This window comes from Ktedonobacterales bacterium (assembly GCA_036557285.1).
Classification (GTDB): Bacteria; Chloroflexota; Ktedonobacteria; order Ktedonobacterales; family DATBGS01; genus DATBHW01.
In genome coordinates, this window is sequence record DATBHW010000040.1 from 104336 (window position 1) to 127951 (window position 23616).

Below are 23616 nucleotides of genomic sequence, written 5' to 3' on the forward strand. Positions count from 1 at the left end.
TTTTTCGTACAATGTTACAAATGCCATAACTCAACCGTGTATATTTAAGAGCAAGGACACGGACGAGCGTGACAGACCCATCCTTTCGGTGGCTCATATACGAAGCGCCAGGCGCGGAGGGTGAGGGTAGGGGTGCGCGGGCAAAGCGGGCATAGTTGTACAAAGGGCAATAAGCAGTGGATGAGCATGAAAAGTATTCCCGGCCTGATCGGACTTCGCGGCCAATGAGCGGAGATCGCTCGCCAGCGCGGGGCGGGCACGACTTTGAGCGCCCTTCCCGGCCAGCCGATGGGTCACGGCAGGCCCGTTCAAGGCCGCCAGCACCGCCGCCTTTTGTGAATGGCGATGACAGCCCGAAAGCTGCCCGCAGCGGTGGACTGTTTAGGAGTCCTTTTCCAGCAGCGCCCAACGCTCCAGCCAACCACCGGGTTCAGGAGCGTTTGCCCTCTGAAGATGAGTTGACGCACGCCGGACCGGAGCTATTCCCGCCCCCGTCGCGTCAGCGTGCTGATCACGCTGGCTTTGATGCCAGGGGTTCGCGGCGTCCAATTTCACAGCCCCCAGCCGACCGGGGAGTGTATGCTGGCGAAGAGGCTGATGACTTCGCTTTTCCGCCGCGACGAGGGCGTAACAGCGATGATGGGCCGAACGCCCCCAGGCGCAGAAGGCGTGACCGCGACGGAAGCTCAGGCGGGATGCCTCCTCCTGGCAAGCCTGGTGTACCAGCCAGCAAAGAAGCGCCCCGCCGTTCGCGGAGGATGGCGCTCAAGGTGGTGCTGGCGGTCTTCCTGTTGGGCGCCTGTTCGACGACTTCGTTTGCGGTGGCAAGGTTCTACCAGTTATATACGGTTGCGCAAAGTGTGACGGGGAAGGCGCTGCCCAATGTCGGCACTACTAAAGAAAATGTCCAACCTACGGCGTTACCCGATACGCTCACTGGTGTGAATGCGTTCAATTTGCTTTTGCTGGGCAGCGACAACGATGCGAAGTTTGGCAACGGCGCGGTGCTGACTCAGACCGATATTGTGGTGCGCATTGATCTACAACATCATAAAGTGACGATGGTATCTATCCCCCGCGATATGTGGATTCCAAGCGATACGGGAAGCTGCTGTCTGAAGCTCGACGAAATCTCTGGCGCTTTAACCTATGGCCCCTCAACCCCGAAATTAAACGGCTTTGCGCATACCGCAGCCGCTATTGAGAATGACTTCGGCATTCCCATCAGCGCCTATGCCTGGGTCGGACTGGATGGCTTTGTGAAGGTGATTGATACGCTGGGCGGCGTGGATGTGGATGTGCTGCATCCCATCGTTGACGATGCCTATCCCAAAGACCTTGATCCTCATGGTGATCCCTATGCCTACCAGCGCCTCTATATTCCGGCTGGCCCGCAGCACCTGAATGGCGCGGAGGCGCTGAATTATGTGCGCTCGCGCCATTCCGACCTGACGGGCGATTTTGGGCGTTCGGCGCGCCAGCAGTCAGTGCTGGTGGCGTTGAAGAAGAAATTGGACAGTGGAGCTATATTAAGCAATCTGGATGAATTGGCGAACGACCTGAAAGACAGCGTGATTACGAGCCTGACGATCCCCCAGGTGCTTTCGCTGGCGAACTTCGCCAGAGGGCTGAAGCCCACAGATTTCATCCAGAAAGTGTTGAGCGCGCCAACCTATGGGCATAATGCTACGGTGAATGGGAAGTCTGTGGTTCAGCCAGATTGGGGAGCGATCAACGCCACGATCAAACAAATCTTTACTGATTCGGCCCCACCAGTTGTGAATCTGCATAACCTCACAGCAGCAGATACGCAGACTGTTGCGACAGAGGGCGCGCGCATCCTGATCGAGAACGGCAGCGAGACGAGCGGGGTTGCCGCTAAGCTCGCAACGATCCTGAAAAATCAAGGGTTTAAGGTGGTGCAGACCACGAATGCCAGCCGAACCTACCTGGCAACCCAGATCGAGGATTTTAAGCCCCAGTTTGATGGGACATGCCAGGTTCTCAGCAAGATGCTTGGCGTGATTTATCAGGCTTCTACCCAGCCTGCGCCAAAAGGGGTAGATATTATCATCATTATTGGCTCCGACACCGCCCCGCAGATTCAGTAGGCTTGATCTGGCGTCAAAAATGCAGGCGGTCCCCGTCAGCGGGAAAGATAATATCGCCTGCGAACACCCTGGCGGCTTCGCTGCGGGCCTGCTCGACGTTCCAGCCATCATAGAGGCCCAGGTGAACGAGGGCCAGCGCCCCGGCGTGGGCATTATGGGCAAGCTGCCCCGCCTGTCCCGCCGTCATATGCCCAACGCGCTCGGCAGACGTACTCTTGCTATCGAGATAGGTGCATTCTAAAATTAACAGATCACACCCCTGGGCGAATGTTTCCAGGGCTTTGATTGGCCTGGTGTCGCTGGAGTAGACAACCGTCCAGGCGCTGCCATCGTCGCGCGGGAAGCTTAGTCGCAATCCAGCCGTCGGGATGCTATGCTGCACTGGTATGAAGGAGAAAGCGTTGTCTCCGAAGGGCGGGCAAGCGCCGTCTCCTTCAAGACGCTGGATATTCAAGGCATAGGGAAGCGGCAAGGGGATCTCAAAGGCAAACGTCTGGAGCAGATGATCGACCACTTCCAGAGTTTCAGGCAGCGCCCAGACCCGCAAGGGGGCGCGCCGCCCTGAAAGGCGCAGGCATTCCAGCAGCGATGGCAGGCCGCCGATATGATCGATATGGGCATGCGTAATGAAGAGGTCGGTGATCGTCTCAGGCTGGATATTTGCCCGCAGCAGCCCCTGGAAGACGATTGCGCCACAGTCAATCAACATGCCGGTGCGCCCGTCAAAGATGACAAGCGAGGTATAGCCGCGATCAGCGGTTGGCACAGCGGCGGCGGTGCCAAGGAATGTGACATCTGGCATATGCTTTGCTTTTCCCTCTATACTCCTGTTATTTTCTAGTTGTTGTCCCTTATATGCGCTTCCCTGAAGGCGCTCTCCCAAAACTCTATCATAGATGCCCTGGCTGGGGCAAGAAGAATGGGATACTGAACCCATGCTACAGAAGGTAAGCGGCGCTGTTCTTGCCGGTGGGCAGAGTCGGCGCATGGGAAGCGATAAGGCGGCGCTGCTCATCCAGGGAGAGCCTTTGCTGCGGCGCACGACACGGCTGATACGCGCGATTACACCAGAGGTAGCGATCATTGGATCGCCTGAGCGAGCGGCGCTGGTCCCCGACGTTCCCATTATTCCTGATCGCTGGCCCAATCAGGGACCGCTTGGCGGGATTGCCACAGCCCTGCACACACTGGCCGGAGAGGCTGTGCTGGTGGTTGGCTGTGATATGCCTTTCTTGAATCCCGAACTGTTGCGCTATTTGATTACGCTGGCTGATGGCTATGATGCGGTGTTGGCGCGGGCTGATGGGAAAGCGCATCCATTACACGCCGTCTATCAACGAGGCTGTTTGCCAGTAATAGAAGCGCAGCTTCTGGCAGGTGATCTCCGGGTGCAGCGTTTCCTGGCAACGCTTGCGGTTCGTTTTGTGGAAGGCGCTGAGCTTGATCGTTTTGATCCCCGGCATCTCTCGATGTTTAACGCGAATACCCCACAGGAGTGGGAACAGGCGCTTCAGATGCTTGCAGAGCATGATAGGCAGAAGGAATAGTCGTCATCCTCATCTTTGCCCGATCAGGGGGGCGGGAAAAGACCTCCCTGGAGGAAGCCGAAGGAGCGGTGTGCTAGCGGAGCGCCATCAGCCGGGCGGAAGACAAAGAGATGATGACGCAGCAGCATACGGGCTACGATGATGCGGCGTTCTGGCGTTTCGGCCAGAAACCAGGTGGATGCGGATTTTGGACGCACGCCTGCTGCGCTGATCGCGGGATACGCTCGCTGGATGCGTGGATCAGTAGCTGGAATGCTCTGCAACGAGGCGCACAAACGACAGACGCCTTTCGCGCCGCGACATGTTGAGCAGATTGGCTGGTTACAGATGGCGCAGGCGACGGTGTGATGCTGGCAGTGGCGCTGGCCGCAGATGGCGCACGCGGCCTGGTGCTGCGCACAGAAGAACTTCCCATCTACATGACAGGCAACGATGTGCGCGGGACAATGCCGTCGCCCGCAATCACTGCATGTGGTGAGATGGCTGGCAACACAATGGATGCTATTGCAGGTGGCGCAAGCGCCAGAGCAGGAAGGACAGAACGGCTGCCTGTCAATGCTGCACACCAGGGTATGGTTGCGGCAGGTGGCGCGCCCGCAGGATCGGCAGTTGGTCAGCCCCTTTGGGCAGGCTAGCTGGTTGCAAACGTTGCAGGGCAGGGCGTGCTTGCGGCAGAGCGGGTGTCCATGACTGACGCAGAGGGCCGCGCACCCATAGCCTACTGGCTGCTGGCACTCGTGGCAGGTGGTAGTATGCGGCAGGCAATGAGATCGCCCACATTGCGCGCAGGCTTTGACATGGGTTGAGCAAAAACGATCAGCGCAGCCTGGGGTTGCGCAGCTCTGAAGATGAATATTGCAGTGGTAGCGTCGGCAATTGGGATCGGCGCAACGCGAGGCGCAGGCGCTGCAAGTGATTTCACCACAGGTGCGACAAAGAACCTGATCTTTGGCGCAGGTCACTTCGTTGCAGCGCGCGCAGCGCACCGCGCAGTTGACGCAGAGCGGTGTCTGGTCAATATGGCAGGCGAGGGTATGAGTCGGACAACTGGAGCGCCCGCAGGCGGAGCAGGTACGCGCGCAGGTGACGCAGACCGCGCCGTTAGAGACAGCGCAGCGCATCCGATGGTCGGAACAGACATGATGCCCGCAATCTTCGGCCTCGATCAGACAGGTATCACAGATCCTCGCGCCGTCAATAGCGCAAGCGCCCAGCGGATGCTCGCCGCAGCGCCCGTGTCCACAGCTTGTGCATAGCTGGATACACGCCTGACAAACCAGGTGTGGGGTGCGCTCACAGTAACAGACCTGGGCCATGATGCCACCACAGGAGCCACAGGCTGGCAACTGATGTGTGCTGCTGAGCGGGTCAACGTCAATGGCGAGCGGCAGCAAGGCGCTCTGGGGGGCTGCGTGGTCGGCGCTGACGTGGAAGGTGTAGCGATGCAGTGGGCGGAAGATGGTAATCGCCTCTAGCAGACTGGTGCGGACGATGAGGCGATAACGCTCGCGGGCCATATCCAGCTTGCGCTCTTTTTCAGCCTCCAGTTCTTGCTGCTCCTGCTGCTGGCGTTCTTGTTCGGCTTTTAGCTGGGCGGCTTCTTCCGCGCTGAGTATGTCGGCGCTGGTGGGATCGGAGGGTGGCAGTGCAGCGGAGGCCGTCGCCGTGTAAAAGGCCCGAACGCGCGCCAGTTCTTCATCAAGGTGCCGCGAAACGCTTGATTCGATGGCCTGGGCGCGCTGGCGCACCAGCGGCTGAATGGCGTCGAAGGACAGGCGCAAGGCGCTGACTTCATCGATCTGCGCAAAGATATGCTCGTCAGGTCGCCCTGGCTTTAAGGGCCGCTGAAGCAGTTTATTGAAGTCATCGCTATCGAGTTGAAGGTTCCCGGTAGCCTGGTCAATGCTGACCTCAAAAATTTGTTCGATCTTTTCATCGGTCAGATAGGTGGTCTTGATAAGAAAGTGGGTGAGCGGCGCGTAACCGGCGATGACCTCGGCTCCGGCTGCCTGGCATCCGAGCATCGGCAAGGGGCAGGCGAACTGGGTTGGCGGCGTCGGGTCGCGGCTGATGAGCATGATGGTGGCTGCCTGGGCGCGTTTGCGTAAAACATCGGTTAGCCGATTCAAGAGCGCGCCGCCGATTGTAACCAGTTCGGCGTCGGGATAGTCGGCCTGGGCGTCGCGCTGGAAGGTGAAGAGCAACTGCTTTTGATTGGCAAAGATGCGCTGGGCGTCAGAGGGAAGGGTAGCCTGATAAATCTCGCGGCTTATTTCTTCGGGCGAAGCGCCAATGGCGCGCAGCCCATCCAGAACAAAACTGCGAAGCTGTAGCTGGTTTATTGGCATAGCGTCGGTTGCCTCTTACCCTTCAAATATGTCGTTAATGGCTGCTGCGCCGCGCATGGATTGCTCGAAGTCGCTGCGGGCCTGGGCCAGTTTGCTGCCGATTTTGGCGAGCGCGTCGGCCTGCGCGTGAGGGTCGGGGTATTTCAGCCAGAGTTCCCATAGCTCGCGCTCAAAGTTAAAGCTCTCATCCATCTCGTCCAACACCATGCCGAGTTCGCCTACCTCCAACTCGAAGAGCCGCAGATAGTGGCGATACAGCTGCAACAGTTGTTCGGCATAGGTTCCCTGGGAGACGAGCGAATAGATAGAGACATCATAAAGCTGTCCGAGACGATGGACGCGCCCGATACGCTGCTCCAGCCGCGTGGGATCCCAAGGAATGTCGTAATTGATGACCAGATGGCAAAATTGCAGGTTCAGGCTTTCTTCTACAGGTCGCCCGGCCAACAGAACGCCGCGCTTGCCCTGGCGAAACTGCTTGAGGGCCTCGCGCCGATCTCGCTCCTGAAGATAGAGCGTCACATCAATGGGCGGGTTGGAAAGGAGCAAGAAACTGTGCAGGCGCTGGGCTGTTGCGGGATGCTCGACATAGACGATCACGCGATCATCCAGCCGCCGCAAGAGATCGCGCAGCGCAACCTCTTTCGCGTCAATGCCTGGCTTGCGTACTGCTTCCAACACGTGCTGCCAGTGTGGTTGTTCGCGCAGCGTCTGGCGGGCCTCCAAAAAATCGCGCACGGCCTGGCGGCTGACGCATGCCGCCTGCAACAGGGGCCGATAGGTGCTGATCCGCTCCCAGTTGTTCGAGAGATGGCCGCCGGTGCAATCATAGCGGATCGCCTGCTCTACCAGAGCATAGCAGCGCAACTCCTCTCCTTGCAGGGCAATTGGCTGATGCGCTATCTCGCGTTTCTGAGGGAAGCGGATGGTGCTGTCGCGCCGCCGGTTGCGAATCATGACCTCGGCCAGCACCGTTTTAAGTTCCTGGCGTTTCTGCGTTTTGTCGGGAGAACGGCTGTCGGCGTAGTGCTGCAAGAAGTCCTGGCGGCTGCGGAACTGTCCGGGCCGAACGAGCGTCACCAGCGAGAAGAGTTCGCCCAGATGTGCCCGAATAGGCGTGGCCGTCAGGAGCAGCATGTATTTGCGCTGGAGAGCATTGACGAAGTGCCAGGTGGCATTAGGTTCGCCAGATTTCTTATAGAGCCGGTGCGCTTCATCCACGATGATGAGATCAAAGGTTTTGCCGATAAAATGATTTCTGCGCTTGGGCTGGCGCGCGGTGTCCATACTGACGATGACGCGCTCGGATGGACGCCACTTGCGCTTCGAGTCGTAGACGGTGAAATGTTCGTTGATCTTTTCCTGCATCTCTTGCTGCCATTGGTCAGTGGAGCCTGGACGGACCAGGACGAGGACGCTGCGCACCAGTCCGCGCACGACCAGTTCTTTCAGGACCATTCCGGCCTCGATAGTCTTGCCCAGCCCTACCTCGTCGGCAAAGATGCCATTGCCGCGCATCTCACGCAGCATCTTGAGTACCGCGTTGTGCTGGTGCGCGTAGGTATCAATATTGAGCGCGTCCAGGGCGATCAGGCCATCTTCAAAGCCGCGATCCAGGGCTAGCCGTTCACCTTCGGCGCGAAGCAGCAAAAGCTTCAGGGGAGCCGTTGCTGGCAGGCGCAGACGACTCAGGACAGGGTGATTTTCGATGCGATCTTGCTCAAATTCGGTTGGGCGCAGTTCAACGGAGCGATGCGAGGTAACAGTGCTTTGCGCGCGCTGTCCTGGCGTCAGGCTATCGCGGCGGGCGCCGCAGATTGGGCAGAAGCGCGCCCCTGGTCTGGTGAGGGTACCGCAGGTCGTACAAACTTGATCGAGCGTCTGAAGCGCTTCCAGCATCTGAGGAATGCCCGCGTAGCGTCTGGATGGGTCGAAGGCGGTGGCGCGGCGCAGGAGCGCCCCCAATGCCGGGCTGATCATCCCCTGTGGCCCAGCCAGCGGCGTTCCTGGCGGAAAACTATCAATAGTGTGTCCGGTGAGCAGGTAGGTGAGGGTAGCGCCCAGCCCGAAAACATCGGTACTTTCGCTAACCGCGTGCGCTTGCTCAGGGGCGGCAAAGCCGGGCGTGCCGAGCCGCAGGGATGGGGCCTCAGCGGCGCCGTTGCGCAGCGCCCGCGCTGAGCCAAAGTCTATCAGGAACAGGCGGCCATCGGTGGTGCGCATAATGTTCTGTGGCTTGAGGTCGGCGTAGATGAAGCGCACGCCGTCGGCATCGGGGCGATGCAGATAGGCCAGGACATCCGCGAGGTCAGCCGCCCAGGCCAGTGCCGTTTTTTCGGAGGCGCAGGCCGCGCCTCCGCCGATCAGCGTATCGAGGGTTTGTCCATCGAGGTAATCGAGAACCAGATACAGCGAGCCGTCGCCTTCGAAATGTTCGCCCAGGCGCGGCAGCGCGCGATGTTTGCGGCGGAGCAAGACCTCGATCTCGCTGCTCCATTGCTCGCGGGCCTCGGCCTGATTACCGGACGTGGCAGGATAGACTTTAATCGCCCAGGCTTTGCCGGTAATGCGGCGATCTATAGCCCGATAGAGGGCGGCCTGCCCTCCAGTGGCAAGCTGCTGCTCCACCTGATAGCGCCCGCCTAACAATTGTCCAACGGTTAGTACGCTTGTCACGCTGTCCACGCATCCTCTTCGTATAGACTCATGCCTGCGGCGCTCTGGCGGCTCATGGCTGGCCCTCCAGCAGACAGACACTCCCCTGGCGTGTGCCAACTACGCAGCAGACGCCAGAGACGGCTGGCGAAGCGAACACCGGCGCGCTCAGCGCAAGCTGAAAGCCGACCTTGCCGGTATTGGCGTCCATCAGCGAGACAGTGCCATCGGTATCAATCACCAGCAGCGCCGCGCCGCAGAGAATGGGAGATGCGGCAAGCTGCCCCATTGTCCTGGTGGTCCACAAGCGATTGCCATTATCGCGGCTGAGCGCAAAAACAGCTCCCTCCTGTCCGGCGGCGAAAGCTCTATCGCTGGTCAGGATCGGTGACGCGCTGATCGGGACGCCAAGGGAACGCTGCCAAAGGCGCTCGCCGGTGCGAATATCCAGCAGCGCGACACTGCCATCCAGGGCGGCGACAAGCGCCAGCCCATCATGGCAGGCGGGTGTCGCGCGCACCTGGCCGGAAGCCTGAAAGGTCCATTGCAGTTTGCCGCTGGCAATGTCCAGCCCCTTGATCTGGCCGGGGCCATTGGCGACAATCACCAGATTGTTCAATAGTGCTGGCGAGGCGTAGAAAGGGCTGCCATCCACATGCTCCCAGATAATTTCGCCGCTCGTAGGGTTCAGGGCGACGATGCGCCCGGCCTGGGTGGCGCTGATGATAAGGCCAGCGCCCGCGGCTGCCGAGGCGAAGATTTTACCGCGCAGCGGGACACGCCAGCGGGCTGTCCCACCAACGCTTTGTACAGCGTGCATCGTTCCATTATCGTCGCCAAAGAAGAGCGTGTCTCCATGCAGCGTGGGCGTGCTGCGCAGCGGCGCGCCAGCGTTATAACGCCACAGTTCGCGCTGGCTCTGGGCATCTAGAGCATAGAGGTAGTGATTGCGTGAGCCGACATAGACCATCCCGTTATGAATGATTGGTGAGCCATCAACCGCGCCCTGCAACTGAAAGCTCCAGGTCTGCTTCAGGGGTGGACGCAGGATGTCTGTCGTGACGCCTGCGCGGGCGGCGCTGCCGCGAAAACTGCCCCAGTTCTGAGGTTGGCGCGGCGGCGCTGCCTGCTGTGGCGCTGTTTGGAGTGTGAGCGGCTTCCCGCAGGCCCGGCAGCGCGCGGCTGAGGATGGGTTTGCTGCCTGGCAGTGCGGGCAGGGCAGGGTTTGTTGAGCCGCGCCTAGATTGCGCAACTCGTCCAGCATCGCGCGAGCCGAAGGATAGCGCTCCTCAACCAGCACGCGCGTGGCCTGCGCTAAGATCGCCTCCATCTCTGCTGATACGTGGGGATTCGTGTCGCGGGCGGGCGGGAAGCTCACCCCTTTGCGCCATTGAAGATTGATGTCGAAAATATTGAGCAGTTGGGGGTCACTGGCGGTCAGGGCAAAATAGAGCGTGGCCCCCAGGGCGTAGAGGTCGGAGCGCGGCTCGGTGCGCCCGGCCTTTTGCTCCGGTGGCAGATAACCCCAGGTACCCATCTTCGTAGTGTCATGTCGGCCAGCTTCATAGCGGCGGGCGATGCCGAAATCAACGAGGACGGCGCTGCCCTCCGGTGTGATAATCACGTTATCGGGCTTGATGTCGCGGTGAATGATGGGCGGCTGCTGGCTGTGAATATAGACCAGCGCGTCGCAGAGATCGATCCCCCAGCGGGCTACGTCGCGCTCTGAAGCCTGGCCTTGCTGCTCAATCAAGTCCTGAAGGGCGACGCCTTCGATGAAGTCCGATACCAGATAATGCGCGCCGTTCTCGCTGAAGGCGTCCCAACACGCCGGAAGACTCGGGTGGCGAAGCTGTGCGAGCAGCGCGGCTTCGCGCTGGAAGAGGGCTTCATCGAGGTCCGGGTCGGGTCGAAGCTGCTTGATAACACACGGCTGCTGCCCGCGACGGCTATCACAGGCGCGGAAGATCAGCCCCATGCCGCCGCGATCAGAGAGCGGCAAGACATCGGTATAGCGTCCGCCGCACAGACCCATTGCTGGAGCCAGCGGCGCCTGTATGAGGGGTCCGTTCGTGTCGGCGGCTGGGGCCGGAATGCTCGCCTGTGGAGCGCCAACGACTGACGCGCCGCATTTGACACAAAAGCGGGCGGTTGATGGAGCAATGTAGCCGCAGCCAGGGCAATAGACATAGGAGCGATTCGAGGCTTGCATGGATGGATTCCAGACTGTGGCCCACTTGGGCCGGAACCGCAGATACCTGCGCAAAAATAGCACAGCTACAGTATATCGCGGCTCTCGGCTTGCTGTAAAGCCCCAGAAAGGCGCGGGTTCCACGAACTATTGGGGGGACGCCACTTGTAGCGCCGCCATCTTGGCGGCTAACGCTTCGCCAGGGCGAACGTTCGCCCTCCAGGCCACCGGACCAGCAGGCCAGCGTTGAGCCGCCTGGAAGGCGGCGCTACAAATAACGGGTCTCGCTTGCTAACACCTCATTTTTGGTGGAACCAAAGGCGCGAGAGGGGAGCGCCAGCAAGAACGGCTGGTTAAAAGTCAGGAAACCGGCTTCAGCCTGCAAAATCTTCGGTGAGCCAGAGGCGCGCGGACGCATTTTCCACGTAAATGCCGATGCCGGTTCGGGTGAAATGGGGGTTCAAGATATTCTTGCGATGCCCATCATTGGGGGGTGTTTCGGCCATCATCATGTTGAACAGCCACATCACTTTCTGCCAATCGCTGCCCATGCCTGACCAGCCAATGTTTTCCCCACCCCAGGTAAATTTGACGCCTGCGGCGGCCATCCGCGATTCCGGCGTGGTGCCTGGAGGCACGAAATGGCTCATGCCATAGCAGGTCATGTCCTCGCTGTGTACCAGCGCCTCGCTGTGGATGCGCGGATCGATGCTGAGGGCGGCAACGCCTGCGTTGGCGCGTGCCTGGTTCACCGAATCCAGCAGGCGCGCTTCAACATCGGCGTTTTCGTGACCGGCAACTGGCGGGCATGAATGACTGGAGCCGGGCGGCAATGGGGCGGGTGTAGGTGTCGGGGCGAACACCCCAGAACTGGCGACAAACGCGCAGGCGCTGTCCTGGCGATCCTGAAGCCAGGCGATTACCTCATCCGATTGCGCGAGCGTAATCGTTTGTTTCTGAACGAGTTTACCCAACGAGGCAACCGCGCGCGCCATAGCCTGCTCCCAGGCAGGGCAGTTGAGCGAGTAAATATGCAGAGCGGCAAAGGGGGTATTGCCCTGCTGCACCTGCCGTTCAATATCGTTCTGGCTGACATTGAAGGCGCGAAAGAGCGCGGCGCGCACGCCCGCTGAGCAGGGAGTATCAGGCGCGCTGAGGGATAGGTTACAGACATGACCGATCAGCGCGCGCAAAGCCTGCTGGTCAACTCCGGCAGTGGGTTGATAAGAGGGCTGGTCGAGTCCAACCGAGTTGGCGACTGGCCGCGCGCCCAGGATGCAGGACAGAAACACGGCGAGGACGGTAAAGCCGGTTGCCATGACAAAACTGCGCCTGTGGCGCGTCGCCTGCCACGATTGCCGGATCGGGCGCATCAATCGGTTCCGCCCTGGCACAGCTAATACTTCTCTAGAGGCAGGTTTTCCTGGTTTGATGTCCCGCGGTTGCCCGCCAGTAGTGCTCTTTGCTTCCATCGCTGCTTTCTGTTCGGTCCCCGAATCTTTTCTCCTCCAGAGTAAAATACCATGCCGCTGAGCAAGTGGGGAATGGAGGCATGCTGAGCAGTACTTCTCTCCTAGCCACCTTTCAGGCATCTATGCGCTAGAGGCGATGGGCCGGGCGCGACAGGAAAACAGGACGCTCAGCACGGAAGCGAGCCGCTTCCGTGCTGAGCGTCCTTCGGAGTCCAGGCTCTTTCAGCACTCCCTTTCCGGCGCTCATTGAGCGCATCAAGAGGGACGGGTTATTGGAGGACTGGAAGCTGCTTGCCACTCACGCCAGTGGCGCGCGTGCGCCCGCCGCTGACCGGACCAAGCTGCCCATCGCCAGGATAAACGAGCTTTGCTTCGCTTTCGGGGAGCAGACTGGCAACTTCTTTGAGAACCGCCTCCAGAAACTCGCTTTCGGGGACGGTTTTCACAACCTCGCCCTTGCGGAAGATGACGCCGCGCCCACGCCCGCCAGCCAGGCCGACATCGGCATCGCGCGATTCACCTGGGCCGTTGACAACGCAGCCCATGACAGCAACCTGGATGGGTGTCTGCACTTTGGCGAGCCTGCGTTCGACCTCGTTGGCAATCTCCAGCAGGTCAATCTCGACCCGACCACAGGAAGGGCAGGAGACAAACGTCACTCCGCGCTGACGTAAATCAAGCGAGCGTAGGATTTCATAGGCCACCGGAATCTCTTCTTCTGGATCGGCGGTCAGCGAGACGCGGATGGTATCGCCGATGCCTTCGGCCAGCAAGAGGCCGAGTCCAACCGCAGACTTGACTGCGCCTGTGACCAGGGTGCCTGCCTCGGTAATGCCCAGGTGCAGCGGATAATCGCAGCGAGCGGCGATACGGCGATAGGCTTCTACGGCTGTCAGCACGTTGGAGGATTTGAGTGAAATCTTAAACTCGTGGTAATCCTCTTCTTCGCACCAGCTTGCATATTCCAGCGCCTTGTTGACCATGCGCTCGGCCAGATGTTCGCGCTCCTGGCGGCGCTGCTCGGCAGGGTCGGTGCGCTCCAGTACGCCATCGTCGCGCAGGCGCACTTGAATGCGTTTCATTTCCTGGCCGCGCTGATCGAGGGCGTCAATGGAGCCGGAGTTGACGCCAATGCGCATAGCGATACCCCGCGCTTTACAGGCATCCAGCACTTCTCTGAAGGAGTCGCGCCCGCCAACCAGATTACCCGGATTAATGCGAATACAGTCAACGCCCTGCTGGATGGCTTCCAGCGCGAGATGATGGTTATAATGAATATCCGCGATCAGCGGGATAGCGATCCGACGCTTGATTTCGCCAAGAGCAGCGGCGTCTGATTTTTCAGGAACAGCCACGCGCACCAGTTCGCAGCCCACGTCCTGAAGGCGCTGAATCTGCGCAACGGTGCTCTCTATGTCGCGGGTATAGGTGGTGGTCATGGATTGGACGGCAATCGGGGCGTCGCCACCAATGGGTACGCTCCCTACGTGGATTTGCCGAGTCTTACGACGCATTGAAGAAACTCCTTAAAGCGTATTCGGAAACTGTGAAAAGCTCTAGCGTTCTCTGTTGATTGTTCTCTGCTGCGCCCTGGCAATTATAGAGATTATCGCTGGCTGATCCAGGCGCCAATGTCATTCCAGGTGATGATGACGACCAGCAAAAGTAAGACCGCCATGCCGACCAGATGGATCAGCCCTTCATGGCGAGGGTCCAGGCGCTTGCCGCGCCGGACCACCTCCAGCCCCAACAGCGCCAGACGACCACCATCGAGCGCGGGGAAAGGTAAGATGTTAATGATTGCAAGATTCAGACTCAGAAAAGCCGTCAGGTTGAGCAGTGGGAACCATCCAAGCTGTGGGATCAGGCTGGCGGCCTCACCGGTAAAGTGAACAATGCCCGCAGGTCCGGCTACCTGATGAATATTGAAGGCTCCGTCAAACAGGCTGCGGATCAGGTCGACAAAACCACCAAGCATGAGGCCAGCTTGCTTCACTGCCAGCCCTGGAATCTGGCTGATCGGGTAATGGCGAGTTGCTATGACGGTATTATCGAAGACGATGCCCAACGGCCCCTGGCTGGTAAAAGGGGTTCCCTGTTTATCTTTGATAGTAGCGCCTTGAGCGTCCTGGCAAGGCGTGTTACTCAAGTCGGCGGTCCTGGCGTCAACAACACTCGTCTGTGTATGTCCCTGCGCATCCTGAAACGTGATCTGCACCGGAACGCTGGCCGCGCCAGCGGGCGCGGCATTGATGTCGTTCTGAACAAGCTGTATGACATCGGTTTCCAGGATCGTTGATTGCCCATCAACGCTGATGATCTTATCGCCTGGCTGTATACCGGCAGCGGCGGCGGGAGAACTGGCGCACACAGACTGAATGACCGGGCTATAGCCGCTTTCGCCGCTGGCGTAGGCGAGGCCGAAGAGCAAAAACGCCAGGATGGCGTTCATCGTGACTCCGGCGACCAGGACAATAGCGCGCCGCCAGGCCGGTTTTGCGGCGAAGCTGCGCGGGTCATAATTGCCCTCGTCGTCGGTGGTTTCGCCGTTTTCCCCTGGCATGCGCACAAAGCCCCCCAGGGGAATCCAGTTGAGCGAGTAAATCGTCTCGCCGCGCTTGATGCCGAAGAGGCGCGGTGGAAAACCAAAGCCGAATTCTTCCACGCGGATGCCAGACCATTTGGCGGTGAGGAAGTGTCCCAACTCGTGGACAAAGACGAGCAGACCAAAGACCGGAATAGCCGCTAAGAGATACCAAGCACTCATGTTTTCACTCCCAGATCAGTGCCAACCACCAGCTCGCGGCATGTCCGCTGCGCCCAGGCACACACATTCAGAATAGCATCAACATCAGGGTTTGCAATTGGCGTATGACGCTCCAGCACGCGCTCGATGAGTTCAGCAATCTGCGTGAAGGAGATGTGTCCGGCCAGGAACAGCGCAACAGCCTCTTCATCGGCCCCTACCAGAGCAGATGGATAGCTGCCGCCGCGCGCGCCGACTTCGCGGGCGAGCCGGAAGCAGGGGAAACGCTGAGGATCGAGCGCCTCAAAATTGAGGGCGCCAACCTCCGGCCACTGGAGGGGGCGCACCAGGCCAGTGTCAGTATTATTAAGGCGATAGGGCGCGCTCAGGGCAACCTGAATCGGCAGGCGCATTGAGGGAAGGCCCGCCTGCATCTTGATTGAGCCATCAACGAATTCCACCATTGAATGCACAATGCTCTGCGGATGGACCACCACTTCAATCTGGTCATAGGATAGGCCGAAGAGCCAGCGGGCCTCCAGAACCTCCAGCCCTTTGTTCATGAGGGTAGCGGAGTCAATCGTGATCTTCGGCCCCATACGCCAGGTGGGATGCGCCATCGCCTGGGCTATTGTCACCTGGCGTTGTTCCTCCAAGGGGGTGTTTCTGAACGGCCCGCCAGAGGCGGTGATGATCAATCGGGCAACTTCGGCGCGCGATTCGCCACGCAGGCACTGCCAGATGGCGCTGTGTTCGCTGTCTACCGGCAGGATGTCTACTCCAGCCGCTTCGGCGCTGGCCGTTGCCAGATGCCCTGCCATCACCAGTGTCTCTTTGTTGGCAAGCGCGATGGTTTTGCCCGCGTGAATGGCGGCCAGCGTTGGGCGCAGGCCAATCAGCCCGGAGGTGGCGGCGACGAGTATATCAACATTGATAGAGGTCGCAACGGCTTCTAAGCCTTCTATGCCTCGCAGCGCCTGTGGGAGTAGCTGCTTTGCCAGGGTCTCCGCTTCGGGGGTATCGGCAGCGCAGGCAACCAGGGCTGGCTGAAACTCGTTGACTTGCTCAGCCAGCAGCGCGATATTGTTGCGGGCCGCCAGGGCTACGATGGTGAAATGATCGGGGAAACAGCGCGCCACGTCCAACGTTTGTCGGCCAATTGATCCGGTGCTGCCAAGCACAGCAATTCGCCTTGGGAAAGGCGCTGCGGCGCCCATCTCTCTTCTTATTTGTTCTGGCAATGGCCGCTGTGGCCCCATCAACGTATTCCCCTGTTGGAGCGTCTTTCCAGTTGGCAACCAGGCTGGATCGCTGCTCCGCGCGTATCATCAAGCATCTTAATAGGTATGTAGCCTCATTAAAGATTATAGCATAGCACTGCCGAGCTAGCCGTTTGTTGTGAAAGCAAGAGAACCAGCAGAAAAGATGAGTCTGGCTCAAGAGAGCATTTGCGGGAGCGCCCAGGAGGCATAGAGATAGACTACAACTACTGCGAATAATTGACTATCTATGCGATCAAGCATGCCACCATGACCAGGAATCAGATGGCTGCTGTCTTTGACGTGTGTCTGGCGTTTGATGAGCGATTCTGCCAGATCGCCCACCTGCCCGGCAACGCTGATAAGCAGGCCCAGGATGATGGCATGATAGACGGGAACGTTCAACGGGCGAGTTGCAAGCAAGGTGACGGCTATTCCACCGGCGATGCCTCCTATGACACCTTCCCAGGTTTTGCTAGGGCTGATCACGGTTGCCAGTTTATGCCGCCCCAGAAATCTGCCGGTAAAGAAGGCCGCGCTATCAAATGCCCAGACGCCTACTAACACCACCAGTACCCACCAGAAACCAGTGCTGGGACCAATCTGATTGCCGCGCAGGCGCAGGAAGAAGCTGAGCGGCCAGCCGATATAGAATGGTACCGCCATCGTCAGCGCCCAATCTACGAGCGAACCATTCAGCGTTTTGCGCATCGTCAGAAGCCAGGTGAATGACAGGAGCAGCAAGAGGCTGATACCACCCTCGATCAGGGGAGTACGCCAGGCGGGCAGGATAGCTGCAACCAGAAAATCAAGGCTGAGCGCCAGGCTGAGGAGGCTGAGGGGGCGCATGCCTTCGCCGGTAAGCATGCGGTGCATTTCATAGGATGCCGCGCCCACAATGAGAACAAGACCCCCAAACAGAATCCAGCCGCCGCCCCATAAGAGGCCCAGGATGATGGCAATGCCAGGAATGCCCGTCGATACCCGCAGCAGCAGCGAGTGTCTCCATTGGTCGTTGGCAGCGCCTGGGTCGGGGTTTGCCACCGATGGCGGAGGGGCTGACTGCTTCATCGCTCTTTCCTTTTGCTTCGTGCAAATACTGATTCAGAGGGCATCTAGCGGATCCCGGCGCTTGATGGCCCTAAGATTACGGATTGTTGTTGTTCGGCTGATGTGACTTTGCCAAAGCGCCGCTGGCGCTGGCTGTAGGCGTTCAGGGCGTCAAGGAAATCTTCGCGGGTGAAGTCGGGCCAGAGAGTTTCTGTGGCGTAGTATTCGCTGTATGCCGCCTGCCAGATTAAAAAGTTGCTGAGGCGCATTTCACTGGCGGTGCGAATGACCAGATCAGGGTCGGGCAGGTCTTTCGTGTAGAGGTGTTTGCTAATTACTTCTTCGGTAATCATTTCAGGGGCCAGACCCTCGGCGACGATCTGCCTCACAGCATCCACTAATTCAGCCCGCCCACCATAGTTAAAGCAGACGTTGAAGGCAAGTTTCGTATTCTGCCTGGTGACTTCGATTGAATGCTGAATAGCTTGCTGAATCTCAGGCGCAAGCCCTTCCATTCGCCCAATATGGCGCAGACGTACCCCATTGCGTCTGAGCCGATCAACATCGGACTGAATGACTTCCCAGAAGAGGCGCATCAGGCCGCTCACCTCATCTTGAGGGCGATCCCAGTTCTCGGTGGAAAAAGCGTACACGCTGAGCATGGGAACGTGTTCGTCAGTGGCGCACTCCACCACCCGTCGAAGCGCGTCTACCCCGGCTTTATGGCCGAACGAGCGCGGCAAGTGGCGTTTGGTGGCCCAGCGCCCGTTGCCATCCATGATGATGGCAACATGCTGAGGGGTGACCTGACGCTGCTCAGAGGCTTCCTGCTTTTTGGCAGATTGTTTGTTGGTTCCGTTGCGGGAACCAAGAAAATCAAAAAGTTTTGAGATTGCCCGTGCCATGAGTGTGCAACCATCCTCCTGCCGACGCTTTAGACTTCCATAATTTCAGTCTCTTTCGCGTGGCCGACTTTGTCCATCTCGTCAATATAGCGGTCAGTGAGCTTCTGAAGGCGATCAGTGCCTCGCTTCAACTCATCTTCAGAGATTTCCTTGCGCTTTTCCTGGGCGCGCAGATGGTCTTGTCCATCGCGCCGACAGTTGCGCACCGCGATTTTGCCATCTTCCACTTTTTTATGTACCATTTTTACCATCTCGCGGCGGCGCTCTTCGGTCAAGGGGGGAATGATGAGACGAATGACCTGCCCATCGTTGTTGGGATTCAGCCCCAGGTCGGATTTCAGGATGGCTTTCTCAATATCGCCAAGGGTCTTGCGGTCCCAGGGCTGGATGGTCAAAGTACGCGCGTCTGTTGCATGGATACTGGCAACTTGATTCAATGGTGTAGGGGCGCCATAATACTCGACTTTTAACCCTTCGATCAGGGCAGGGCTGGCGCGGCCAGTGCGCACTGTGGCAAGCTCGCGGTGCAGCGCGTCTACAGCCATCTTCATGCGGTGTTCAACATCGCTGAAAAGATCTGCGGGCATAAGCGCCTCTCCTTCTAGGGCTATCGAACATCTCTGGCCGGATGGTGGTACGGGTCTCCAATCACTACGCGGTTCGGTTGTACGTTTCCGATACGCTGGCTTACCACTGTAGAGACGATTCGGGATCACACACGAGCGTTCCACGATGCTCGCCCGCCACAAGAGCCTCGATGCTGCCCGGCTCATGTAAGTTAAAGACGATGATGGGCAAATGGTTATCTTTGCAGAGCGAGATAGCGGTGCTGTCCATCACCTGCACCCCCATATTGAGTGCTTGCATGTAATTTAACGTCGTGAATCGGCGCGCATTGGGATTGCGCAGCGGGTCGGTATCATAGACGCCATCTACTTTGGTAGCTTTGAGCAAGACCTGGCAATTCAACTCGACTGCTCGCAGGGCAGCGGCAGTATCGGTAGTGAAGTAGGGATTGCCGGTTCCCGCTGCCAGGATGACCACTCGCCCTTTTTCCAGATGCCGGGTAGCGCGGCGGCGAATAAACGGTTCGGCCACCGATGGCATTTCGATGCCGGTCTGCACGCGCGTAATCAATCCAATCTGTTCCAGGGCGTCTTGCAGCGCCAGAGCGTTGATGACGGTGGCGAGCATACCCATATAGTCGGCAGTGGCACGGTCCATACCACCATGAGCAGCCGTTTGTCCGCGCCAGATGTTGCCGCCGCCAACGACGATAGCCATCTCTATCCCTAACGCCTGCACGCGCTGAATCTCGCCTGCAATGCGCTGCACCACAACCGGAGCGATGCCATACCCTTGATCGCCCATCAGCGCTTCTCCGCTGAGCTTCAGCAGGATGCGCCGAAAGGCTGGTGTTCTTTCGGCCATAGATCCTCCGCAGAAGCGAGGGTGGGGCGCGGAAACCTGGAGAAGCGCCCCGCGCTCGCTGCGCGTTTACTCGCCTAGCTTGAAGCGCACGAAGCGGCGAACGATGATATTTTCGCCGGTCTTGCGGATCAAGTCGTTGATGAGGTCGGCGATCTTGACTTTCTCGTCTTTGAACCAGGGCTGCGTCATGAGCGCCATAGATTCCAGTTCCTTGGGAGTTTTGTCTTCGGCAACCTCAGCCGGTATCTCTTCGAGCGTGATATATTTCGGGTCCATTGCTGCAACCTGGAGCGCCAGTTCGGCGCCGAGGGCGCGAAACTCGTCGTTACGAGAAACAAAGTCGGTGCTGCAATTGAGTTCTACCAGCGCGCCCAGGTTTCCGGCGAAATGGGTGTAAGCGGCGATATAGCCCTGGCGGGTTTCGCGGTCCTGTCCGGCGATCTTCTCAGCGCGCTTCTTGCCCTTTTCCTCCAGCCATGCGACGGCATTTTCAAAGCTGGTGGCCTCTTCGAGGGCTTTTTTGCAATCGAGTGGACCAGCGCCAGTTGTTTCGCGGAGCCGCTGAATATCTTTGACAGTATATTCCATGCTTCTTCTTCGCACTCCTCTGCCTCGCCACAGGCCAACTCATCGGCAGGCTGTGCGGGCATTCTGAACATGAAACGATGCGGGGCATACAAAAGTATCAGGCCCTCGACCTAATTCCCAGCGACCTGCTGGATGTCTCCACAAAGAGAGGGCGCCTCCATCAGCCCGGTACCGGACGAGGTAGGACACCCTGCTCACATACCTGGATGCTTAATGAGCCTCCTCGGAAACCAGTTCTGGCTCTGGAGGCGATGACTCGGCTTCGGGTGTCGCTTCGGGCGCTGCTTCGGGTGTCGTTGGGGGGGCGCCCAACTCTTCTTCAACCTCTGCGATGGCTCCCTCTTCCCCGGCTGGCTCCTGGTCTTTGCGCTGTGCCTCAAGCCGGAGGCGACCCTCCAGAGCGGCATCGGCGATCTTGGTACAGAGCAAGCGCACTGCGCGGATAGCGTCATCGTTTGCCGGGATCGGATAATCCATCTCATCTGGATCGCAATTGGTATCGGCCAGCGCGATCACCGGGATTTCAAGACGACGCGCCTCAAGCACAGCGGTGTGTTCTTTGCGCGTATCTACCGCGAATATAGCGGCTGGCAGGCGGCGCATGTCTTTAATACCACCCAGGGTTCGGTCCAGGCGGGCCATTTGTTCTTCGAGGCGCTGCGCCTCTTTCTTGGGCAGGCGCTCGAATTCTCCGCGCTCTTTGCGAGCTTGCAGGTCTTTCAGATAGCGGATGCGGGTCTGGATCGTCTGGAAGTTCGTGAGCATGCCACCCAGCCAGCGCTGGTTCACATAGAACATGCCGCAGCGTTTGGCTTCCTGCTCGACTGCCTCTTGCGCCTGCTTTTTGGTGCCAACAAAAAGGATGCTTTCCCCCTCTTCGGTGATGGCAGCGACAAACTTGTAGGCTTCGTTCAGGCGGCTAACTGTTTGCTGGAGATCAATGATGTGGATGCCATTGCGCTCCGCAAAGATAAACGGCTTCATTTTGGGGTTCCAGCGGCGGGTCTGATGTCCAAAATGGACCCCAGCTTCTAAGAGCTGTTTCATGGAAACGATGTTTGCCAACGACGGGCCTCCTTAGTAAACCTCCACTCCCTGTCTCCCGTTGGGAAGTCCCTTTGGTCGCTTCACGCCGGGGGAATACGCTATCCAACCGTTGGTATCAGGGTATGGAGCGCATGCCAGGCGCAGAGGAAAGACGAACTTTCCAGCAGTCAGGAACCCGATGGTTAGGGAGCGTGCGTAATAAGCGGGGGCAAGGCCCCCGTCCCCTGAAGTATAACACAGGGCCGAATGGGCCTGCAACTTTGTCAGGCGCTCCCGGAAGAAGGGCCGCTGAGGGGCGTGCTAACGTTCTTCATTCAGGTCGGTTGAAAGGGGCGACAGCCGCGCGCTCCCAAAGGGCGGTGACTTTGGAGAGAAGGTTGGGCCTACACCAGATGACCAGATGATCCTCGGCGAAATACTCAAGGGCGGGCGTCTCTGACTGCGGATGATTCTGGCTCAGGGGGATAAAGACCTCTAGAAATGCGGGGAAATGCTCGTCTTTCCCCTTGAACGCTGGATGCAGGTCTTTACCAGTGGGCGTCGGCTGCTGGCTGATAAACTCAATGTCAATCTGCCGGGCATCGTTGGCATCAAGGGTGATGAGTTCGTCATAGCGTGGCTGCCCGGCAAACTCGACGGTTGTGTCGGCCAGATCATCCCCGCTGATAGTATAGCGAATGGTTCGCAGTTCTGGCTGAAACTGGCGCCACAGGAGCAGGCAAAAACGTGCCGCTTGCTCTTTGCGATGGAAGACCTCGCCAGCCTGGGCGCTGGCGGAAAAAGGCGCTTCGAAACGCTCTACCCCGACAATATATGGATTACGCAGCACCGGACGCCTCCCCTAACAGTAGACCAGGGATCTGCTCAACTCTCCTCTGGCGCGTGATGCGCGGGGGGCAGCATTGCCCCCTGTATCCGCTTCTTTACTACGTCAATTTCAGCGATTTCAGCATCGGCATAAACGCCGTCTGGTTTGGCTCTTTGTAGCCATCCAGAGGGGCGACTTCACGCACCTCATAGAGAAGGTTGTTCGAGACCGTCACGAAGAGAAAAATATCCTGGCTGATGCCAGAAGTCTGAGTGACGATGCCAGAGCGCACCACCCAGGTTGTTCCAGCGAATGTTTGTGTATCAGGTGTGCTGATATTCTCTTTTGCCGCTTCCTGATCGGCGAACTGCTCAGCAGTGAGGTTTGATGTGTTGGGGGTGTAGGTCACTGAAAGCTCGGCGGTATTGGTTGTGTTGGCAAAACGAGCCCCGTTGGGCAATTGCTTGAGTGTCCAGACAGTGGGGTATTGGATGCTGAAGTGATGGTCCGAGTCGGTATAGGTCTGGAAGGCGGAGGGTTCCAGGCTTCCTGAGCCGCTAACAAACGCATAGACACCAACGCCAGCGACTACAAAAACGAGAAGCAGCCCCAGTGTGATGATGACGCCTAGAGGCAGGCGGTGCTGTTTGGGGGGGCGAGGTTTCTGAAAGGCTCCTGGGACCGGTCCCCTTGTTGCTGGTCGAATAGGCCGCTCTGCTGGAGGCGCTTGCCACGAGGGAGGCACTGAAGCGCGCTCGTCAAACGGGTTCTGGTTCAGATTGCTTCGGTAGTTTTGAGCGGAAGGAGGTTGATTGCTCCAGGGCCGGTCTTCCCTCTGTTCAGGAGGAACTTCCTGGGGGCGGCGCTCCCATGCTGGAGGCTCCCCCGCCCAGGCCGGAGGGGCGGGCCGAATCTCTCTTGGATTGTGGCCCCCGGCCATGCGGGCGCTTTCCGGCGCAAACGCCTGATTCTCTGCCACGGTGGAGAAATGCTCTGGTTGATTGAGAAATGCGGGCGCCGCTGGACCCCATTCGGGCGCGGCCACAGGAGCGGGTCGTACCGGGGGCGCTGGGGCCTGGGTATTGTTTTCGTGGGCGGCTGCCTGTTGCTGATCGCGCAGCAGGGTGGGCGCTTCGTCGTGCCAGTTGGGGTAGCCTCCTGCTGGCGGCTGGGGAATCTGAGGCTCCGGCGCCTCCTGTTTCTCTGGCTTCGTCTTCTCATCTGGCTCAAGAGGAATAAAAGACATCGGCATGGGAGCCTGAGCCTCTTGAGGCGCCGGTTCAATACTGGGCATTTCAGTGACGTTTGGTTGAACATTGGAGGGCGCCAGCTCTATCGTTGCCCCACACTGATGGCAAAACCTGGCAGTTGCCCGCCGCTGCACAGCCCCGCAGCGGGTGCAGACCATAGGTATATTCCTGCCTTTCTATGCGCGCAAAGATCACTCAAGGTCTTTGC

Annotated in this window: 18 protein-coding genes; 2 read left to right on the forward strand and 16 right to left on the reverse strand. The window is 58.9% G+C overall.

The genetic code is table 11. From position 1 onward, the window contains the following. Positions 1 to 176: 176 nt before the first annotated feature. The gene (locus VH599_11435) at positions 177 to 2111 is read left to right on the forward strand and encodes an LCP family protein (protein ID HEY7348913.1); all 1935 of its coding nucleotides are present in this window, start codon (positions 177 to 179) and stop codon (positions 2109 to 2111) included. A gap of 13 nt (positions 2112 to 2124) precedes the next feature. Here the strand turns inward: VH599_11435 and VH599_11440 are convergent, their stop codons facing one another. Next, positions 2125 to 2913 (reverse strand): MBL fold metallo-hydrolase, encoded by a 789-nt coding sequence (locus VH599_11440; protein ID HEY7348914.1) that lies wholly within the window; start codon positions 2911 to 2913, stop codon positions 2125 to 2127. 133 nt (positions 2914 to 3046) lie between these two features. Between VH599_11440 and VH599_11445 the strand changes: the two genes are divergently transcribed. Continuing rightward, the gene (locus VH599_11445; GenBank protein HEY7348915.1) at positions 3047 to 3658 is read left to right on the forward strand and encodes a molybdenum cofactor guanylyltransferase; all 612 of its coding nucleotides are present in this window, start codon (positions 3047 to 3049) and stop codon (positions 3656 to 3658) included. A 23-nt stretch (positions 3659 to 3681) separates the two neighbouring features. On the opposite strand, the gene VH599_11450 is transcribed toward VH599_11445, so the two are convergent. The 15 genes from VH599_11450 to VH599_11520 form a co-directional block, all read right to left on the reverse strand. Continuing rightward, positions 3682 to 6006 carry a hypothetical protein gene (locus VH599_11450; protein ID HEY7348916.1) on the reverse strand — a complete coding sequence of 775 codons (2325 nt, stop codon included), beginning with the start codon at positions 6004 to 6006 and terminating at the stop codon, positions 3682 to 3684. Between the two features lie 15 nt (positions 6007 to 6021). Next, positions 6022 to 8682 (reverse strand): SNF2-related protein, encoded by a 2661-nt coding sequence (locus VH599_11455; GenBank protein ID HEY7348917.1) that lies wholly within the window; start codon positions 8680 to 8682, stop codon positions 6022 to 6024. Positions 8683 to 8734: 52 nt separating this feature from the next. Beyond that, the gene (locus tag VH599_11460; protein ID HEY7348918.1) at positions 8735 to 10873 is read right to left on the reverse strand and encodes a PQQ-binding-like beta-propeller repeat protein; all 2139 of its coding nucleotides are present in this window, start codon (positions 10871 to 10873) and stop codon (positions 8735 to 8737) included. Positions 10874 to 11226: 353 nt separating this feature from the next. Beyond that, a complete protein-coding gene (locus tag VH599_11465) occupies positions 11227 to 12246 on the reverse strand; it encodes a CAP domain-containing protein (GenBank protein ID HEY7348919.1) in 1020 nt (339 codons plus the stop codon). 347 nt (positions 12247 to 12593) lie between these two features. Continuing rightward, the gene (gene ispG / locus VH599_11470; protein ID HEY7348920.1) at positions 12594 to 13838 is read right to left on the reverse strand and encodes a flavodoxin-dependent (E)-4-hydroxy-3-methylbut-2-enyl-diphosphate synthase; all 1245 of its coding nucleotides are present in this window, start codon (positions 13836 to 13838) and stop codon (positions 12594 to 12596) included. Between the two features lie 92 nt (positions 13839 to 13930). Then, the gene (locus tag VH599_11475; protein ID HEY7348921.1) at positions 13931 to 15091 is read right to left on the reverse strand and encodes a site-2 protease family protein; all 1161 of its coding nucleotides are present in this window, start codon (positions 15089 to 15091) and stop codon (positions 13931 to 13933) included. After that, complete coding sequence (gene dxr / locus VH599_11480; GenBank protein HEY7348922.1) at positions 15088 to 16251, reverse strand: 1-deoxy-D-xylulose-5-phosphate reductoisomerase; 1164 nt, start codon at positions 16249 to 16251, stop codon at positions 15088 to 15090. The genes VH599_11475 and dxr overlap by 4 nt, the downstream gene beginning before the upstream one ends. Positions 16252 to 16506: 255 nt before the next feature. Then, on the reverse strand, positions 16507 to 17400 hold the full coding sequence (locus tag VH599_11485) for a CDP-archaeol synthase (GenBank protein HEY7348923.1): 894 nt from the start codon (positions 17398 to 17400) through the stop codon (positions 16507 to 16509). 44 nt (positions 17401 to 17444) lie between these two features. After that, positions 17445 to 18284 (reverse strand): isoprenyl transferase, encoded by an 840-nt coding sequence (locus VH599_11490; protein HEY7348924.1) that lies wholly within the window; start codon positions 18282 to 18284, stop codon positions 17445 to 17447. Positions 18285 to 18313: 29 nt separating this feature from the next. Beyond that, positions 18314 to 18871: a ribosome recycling factor gene (frr, locus tag VH599_11495; GenBank protein ID HEY7348925.1), complete on the reverse strand. Its 558-nt coding sequence runs from the start codon at positions 18869 to 18871 to the stop codon at positions 18314 to 18316. Positions 18872 to 18971: 100 nt separating this feature from the next. After that, on the reverse strand, positions 18972 to 19715 hold the full coding sequence (gene pyrH / locus VH599_11500; GenBank protein HEY7348926.1) for a UMP kinase: 744 nt from the start codon (positions 19713 to 19715) through the stop codon (positions 18972 to 18974). 66 nt (positions 19716 to 19781) lie between these two features. Further along, positions 19782 to 20303, reverse strand: a complete 522-nt coding sequence (locus VH599_11505; protein ID HEY7348927.1) for an elongation factor Ts — start codon at positions 20301 to 20303, stop codon at positions 19782 to 19784. A gap of 210 nt (positions 20304 to 20513) precedes the next feature. Next, entirely contained in the window at positions 20514 to 21368 is an 855-nt protein-coding gene (gene rpsB, locus VH599_11510) for a 30S ribosomal protein S2 (protein ID HEY7348928.1), read from the reverse strand. Between the two features lie 292 nt (positions 21369 to 21660). Further along, complete coding sequence (locus VH599_11515; GenBank protein HEY7348929.1) at positions 21661 to 22179, reverse strand: hypothetical protein; 519 nt, start codon at positions 22177 to 22179, stop codon at positions 21661 to 21663. Between the two features lie 97 nt (positions 22180 to 22276). Next, on the reverse strand, positions 22277 to 23410 hold the full coding sequence (locus VH599_11520) for a hypothetical protein (protein ID HEY7348930.1): 1134 nt from the start codon (positions 23408 to 23410) through the stop codon (positions 22277 to 22279). Between the last annotated feature and the right edge of the window lie 206 nt (positions 23411 to 23616).

Bases quoted from the DNA above. Each gene is read 5' to 3' on its own strand.
- VH599_11440 (HEY7348914.1), bottom strand. From the start codon at position 2,913: ATGCCAGATGTCACATTCCTTGGCACCGCCGCCGCTGTGCCAACCGCT.
- VH599_11445 (HEY7348915.1), top strand. From the start codon at position 3,047: ATGCTACAGAAGGTAAGCGGCGCTGTTCTTGCCGGTGGGCAGAGTCGG.
- VH599_11450 (HEY7348916.1), bottom strand. From the start codon at position 6,006: ATGCCAATAAACCAGCTACAGCTTCGCAGTTTTGTTCTGGATGGGCTG.
- VH599_11460 (HEY7348918.1), bottom strand. From the start codon at position 10,873: ATGCAAGCCTCGAATCGCTCCTATGTCTATTGCCCTGGCTGCGGCTAC.
- ispG (HEY7348920.1), bottom strand. From the start codon at position 13,838: ATGCGTCGTAAGACTCGGCAAATCCACGTAGGGAGCGTACCCATTGGT.
- VH599_11475 (HEY7348921.1), bottom strand. From the start codon at position 15,091: ATGAGTGCTTGGTATCTCTTAGCGGCTATTCCGGTCTTTGGTCTGCTC.
- VH599_11485 (HEY7348923.1), bottom strand. From the start codon at position 17,400: ATGAAGCAGTCAGCCCCTCCGCCATCGGTGGCAAACCCCGACCCAGGC.
- VH599_11490 (HEY7348924.1), bottom strand. From the start codon at position 18,284: ATGGCACGGGCAATCTCAAAACTTTTTGATTTTCTTGGTTCCCGCAAC.
- frr (HEY7348925.1), bottom strand. From the start codon at position 18,871: ATGCCCGCAGATCTTTTCAGCGATGTTGAACACCGCATGAAGATGGCT.
- pyrH (HEY7348926.1), bottom strand. From the start codon at position 19,715: ATGGCCGAAAGAACACCAGCCTTTCGGCGCATCCTGCTGAAGCTCAGC.
- VH599_11505 (HEY7348927.1), bottom strand. From the start codon at position 20,303: ATGGAATATACTGTCAAAGATATTCAGCGGCTCCGCGAAACAACTGGC.
- VH599_11520 (HEY7348930.1), bottom strand. From the start codon at position 23,410: ATGCCGATGTCTTTTATTCCTCTTGAGCCAGATGAGAAGACGAAGCCA.